2 protein-coding genes are annotated in these 4,540 nt (G+C 72.6%); both read left to right on the top strand.

Annotated elements, in window-relative coordinates:
• Positions 1 to 2,660, top strand: a 2,660-nt coding sequence (locus tag H5J30_RS18720) for a type I polyketide synthase (protein WP_181788565.1), incomplete at its 5' end; no start/stop codon positions are given.
• On the top strand, positions 2,657 to 4,540 hold a 1,884-nt coding region (locus tag H5J30_RS18715; protein ID WP_445194946.1), incomplete at its 3' end, for a type I polyketide synthase. The genes H5J30_RS18720 and H5J30_RS18715, both read left to right, overlap by 4 nt.

Below are 4,540 nucleotides of genomic sequence, written 5' to 3'. Positions count from 1 at the left end.
TGGCGGACGGCGAGCACCCGATCCTCGCCGCGATCACCCAACTCCCCGACTCCAACGGCACCCTCGCCACCGGACTCCTCTCCCTCCGCACCCACCCCTGGCTCACCGACCACACCATCAACGGCACCACCGTCCTCCCCGCCACCGCACTCGCCGAACTCGCCATCCGCACAGGCGACGAAACCCACACACCCACCCTCAACGAACTCATCATCGAAACCCCCCTCACCCTCACCGACCACCACCACACCATCCGCATCCACATCACCGTCGGGCCCGCCGACGAAGAAGGCACACGGCCCGTCTCCATCCACTCCACCGCGTACACCGACTCCACCGCCCCCTGGACCCGCCACGCCACCGGCACCCTCACCCCCGCCACCACTCCCCCATCCCCCGCGCACGCCGACACCGCCTGGCCACCCCCCGGCGCCCAAGCCGTCGACCTCACCGACTTCTACAACCGCCAACCCGCCACCGGCCTCGACTACGGCCCCGCCTTCCAAGGCGTGCAGCATCTTTGGACCCACGACGACACGATCTACGCGGTAGTCGCCCTCCCCGACGACGTAGAACCCGACGGCTACGCCCTGCACCCCGCACTCCTCGACGCCGCCCTCCAGACCACCCGCGGACTCCTCGGCGAAGACGACGACGAGGTGACCCGACTCCCCTTCGCGTGGCATGGCGTGACCGTCCATGCCTCCGCCGCCCGGGCCCTGCGGGTCCGGGCCGTGTCCACCGGCCCCGACAAGGTGGCCCTGGAGCTCACCGACCCCGAGGGCGCGCCCGTGGCGAGCATCGACGCCCTCGTGACCCGGCCCTTCACGCCGGATTCCTTCGGCGCGGCGGCCACCCGCGGGCAGGAGTCCCTTTTCGTCGTCGACTGGGTCCCGGTGCAGCCGATGCCGAGTACCGGCAATGCCCCCCGTGCGCGCAACTCCGTCACCGTCGGCGCCGACACCGCGGACCTCCGCGCGCTCGCGGAAGAGCTGCGTTCCGGGACCGCCGTGCCGGATGTCGTCGTGGCCGATCTCCCGGAGTCCTCCGGTGAGCCCGGTCCCGAGCGGGTCCACGCGCTGGCCGAACGGACGCTGACGTTCCTCCAGGTCTGGTTGAGCGAGCCCGAGTTCGAGCAGTGCCACCTGGTCGTGCTCGCCCACGGCGCGACCCCCGCCGGCGGCCACCCCGCCGACCCGGTCCAGGCCGCCGTCTGGGGCCTGGTGCACACCGCGCAGAACGAGCACCCGGACCGCATCACCCTCGTCGACGTCGACCGGCGCCCCACCACCGATCGCGGCCTGCACACCCTCCTGACGTCCGCGCTCGCCACCGGCGAACCTCAGATCGCCATCCGCGACAACACCCCCACCGTCCCCCGCCTCACGCACGCTTCCAATCCCGCACCCGCGCCGCCCGAGGCCCGGGCCACGCCACCGGCCTTCGACCCCGAGGGCACCGTTCTGATCACCGGCGGTACGGGCACACTTGCCCGCCTCACGGCCCGCCACCTCGTCTCCCACCACGACGCCCGCCACCTGCTGCTGGTCAGCCGCCGCGGACCCGACGCCGAAGGCGCCGACGACCTCGCCACCGAACTCACCGACCTCGGCGCACAGGTACGCATCGAAGCCTGCGACGTGACCGACTCCACCGCCGTCGCCGCACTCCTGGCCTCCATCCCCGACAACCACCCCCTCACCGGGATCATCCACACCGCAGGAACCCTCGACGACGCCGTCATCGACTCCCTCACCCCCGAACGCCTCCACACCGTCCTACGCCCCAAAGCAGACGCCGCCTGGCACCTCCACCACCACACCCGCCACCACAACCTCGCCTTCTTCCTCCTCTACTCCTCCGCCGCAGGCACCCTCGGCAACCCCGGCCAGGCCAACTACGCAGCCGCCAACACCTACCTCGACGCCCTCGCCCACCACCGCCACGCCCAAGGACTCCCCGCCACCTCCCTCGCCTGGGGACTGTGGGGTGAAGCGGGCGGGATGCAGGACTCCCTCTCGGACACCGACCTCGCCAGGATGGCCGGCAGCGGCATGCGCCCGATCTCCCCCGACGAGGGCATGGCCCTGCTCGACGCCGCGCTCCGGTCGGGGCGGCCCGCCCTCGTCCCGATCAGGTTCGACCTCCCCGCGCTCCGCAGCAAGCAGGCGGCCGGTGCCGTACCGCCCCTCCTGAGTCGGCTCGTCGGTCCCTCCCGGCGCGCCGTCCGCCGCAGCGGCCACGACGGCGGCTCGCTCGCGCGCCGGCTCGGCCCCCTCTCCGCCGGCGAGCGCGCGCAGGTACTCATCGAGCTGGTCAGCGAACAGGCGGCGGCGGTGCTGGGGCTCGCCGACGCCGGGACCGTGGAGGCGGAACAAGCGTTCAAGGACCTCGGTTTCGACTCGCTCACCGCGGTGGAGCTGCGCAACCACCTGACCGCGCGGACCGGCATCCGCCTCCCGGCCACCCTCGTCTTCGACCACCCGACCCCGGCCGCGCTGGCCGAGCGCATCGAGGGGGAGCTGTTCCCCGAGGCCGTCCGGCCGGAGGAGAAGCCCCACCCGGACCCGCACCCCGCCGGAGACGGCTCCGGCGAACGCATCGCCGAGATGGCCGTCGAGGACCTCGTGGCACGCGCCCTCGGCGGGACGAGCCACTGACCACGGGAGAGAAGGCGATGACTGTTTCCGACGAGAAGCTGATCGAAGCGCTACGGGCCTCGGTCACCGAGAACGAGAGACTGCGGCAGGAGAACGCGCGCATCAAGGCGGCGGCCACCGAGCCCATCGCGATCGTGGGCATGTCCTGCCGGCTGCCGGGCGGCGTGACCTCGCCCGCCGACCTGTGGCGGCTCGTCGCCGACGGCGTCGACGCCGTCGGCCCCTTCCCCGAGAACCGCGGCTGGAACCTGGAGGCGCTGTTCGACCGGGACAGCGGCCACTCCGGCACGTCGTACGTCCGCGAAGGCGGTTTTCTCCACGATGCGGGCGCGTTCGACGCGGCGTTCTTCGGCTTCTCCGACCGCGAGGCCCTCGGCACGGACCCGCAGCAGCGCCTCCTCCTCGAACTCGTCTGGGAGGCCTACGAACAGGCGGGCATCGACCCCCGCTCGGCGCGGGGCACCGACACGGGCGTGTTCGCGGGGCAGATGTACCACGACTACGCCACCGGGATGGACTGGCCCGACGGCATCGACAGCTTCCTCGGCCTCGGCACCTCCGGCAGCGTGCTCGCCGGCCGGGTCTCCTACCTCTACGACCTCAGCGGCCCCGCCGTGACGGTCGACACCGCCTGCTCGTCCTCGCTCGTCACCGTCCACCTGGCGGCACAGGCACTGCGCGCGGGCGAGTGCTCGATGGCACTGGCCGGGGGTGTGACGGTGATGGCGACGCCCGGCGCGTACATCGACTTCTCCCGGCAGCGGGGGCTGGCGCCCGACGGCCGGATCAAGGCGTTCGGCGAGGGCGCGGACGGCACGGCCTGGTCCGAGGGCGTCGGAGTCCTGCTGCTGGAACGGCTCTCGGAGGCGCAGCGGCGCGGCCACCGGGTGCTGGCGCTGGTGCGCGGCTCCGCGGTCAACCAGGACGGCGCGTCCAACGGCCTCACCGCACCCAACGGCCCCTCCCAGCAGCGGGTCATCCGTGCCGCACTCGCCAACGCCGGACTCGCCCCCGCCGACGTCGACGCCGTCGAAGCCCACGGCACCGGCACCACCCTCGGCGACCCCATCGAAGCCCAGGCACTCCTGGCCACGTACGGGCAGCAGCGACCCGACAACGAACAACCGCTGTGGCTGGGGTCCCTGAAGTCCAACATCGGCCACGCCCAGGCCGCCGCCGGAGTCGCCGGCATCATCAAACTGATTCAGGCGCTGGCGCACGAGGAGCTGCCGAAGACGCTGCACGCGGACAAGCCGACGACGAAGGTCGACTGGACCGAAGGCGCGGTCGAGCTGCTCACCGAGTCCCGCCCCTGGCCGCGCGGCGACCGACCGCGCCGGGCAGGCGTGTCCTCCTTCGGCGTCAGCGGCACCAACGCACACCTCATTCTCGAAGAAGCACCCGAGGCGGCGGACCGGGAGGCGGACACCCCGACCGCGCCCCACCGGGGACCGATCACGTGGGTCCTGTCCGCCAAGTCCGACGAGGCGCTACGGGACTTGGCCGCCCGCCTCGACGCCCACCTCGGCTCCCGCCCAGGACTCGACCCGCACGACATCGCCCACTCCCTCGCCACCACGCGCGCCTCGTTCGACCGTCGCGCCGTCGTGATCGGCGACGACACGGAATCGCTGCGGCAACGCCTCGGGCTCCTGGCCGACGGCACCACGAAAGATCCGGGCATCGTCCGCGGCGGGCGCACGAAGGGCAAGTTGGCGGTGTTGTTCTCCGGCCAGGGCGCCCAACGCGCCGGCATGGGCCGCCAGCTCTACCAGACGTACCCCGTCTTCGCCGCCGCGCTGGACGAGGCATGCGCCGCGCTCGACCCCCACCTCGACCAGCCGCTACGCGACCTGATGTTCCGCCAGCACGACCCGGAC

The organism is Streptomyces phytophilus (assembly GCF_013870535.1).
In the GTDB taxonomy this organism is placed as follows: Bacteria; Actinomycetota; Actinomycetes; order Streptomycetales; family Streptomycetaceae; genus Streptomyces; species Streptomyces phytophilus.
The sequence above is the reverse complement of the archived record's forward strand: the minus strand, read 5'-3'. Positions and strand labels throughout refer to the sequence as shown.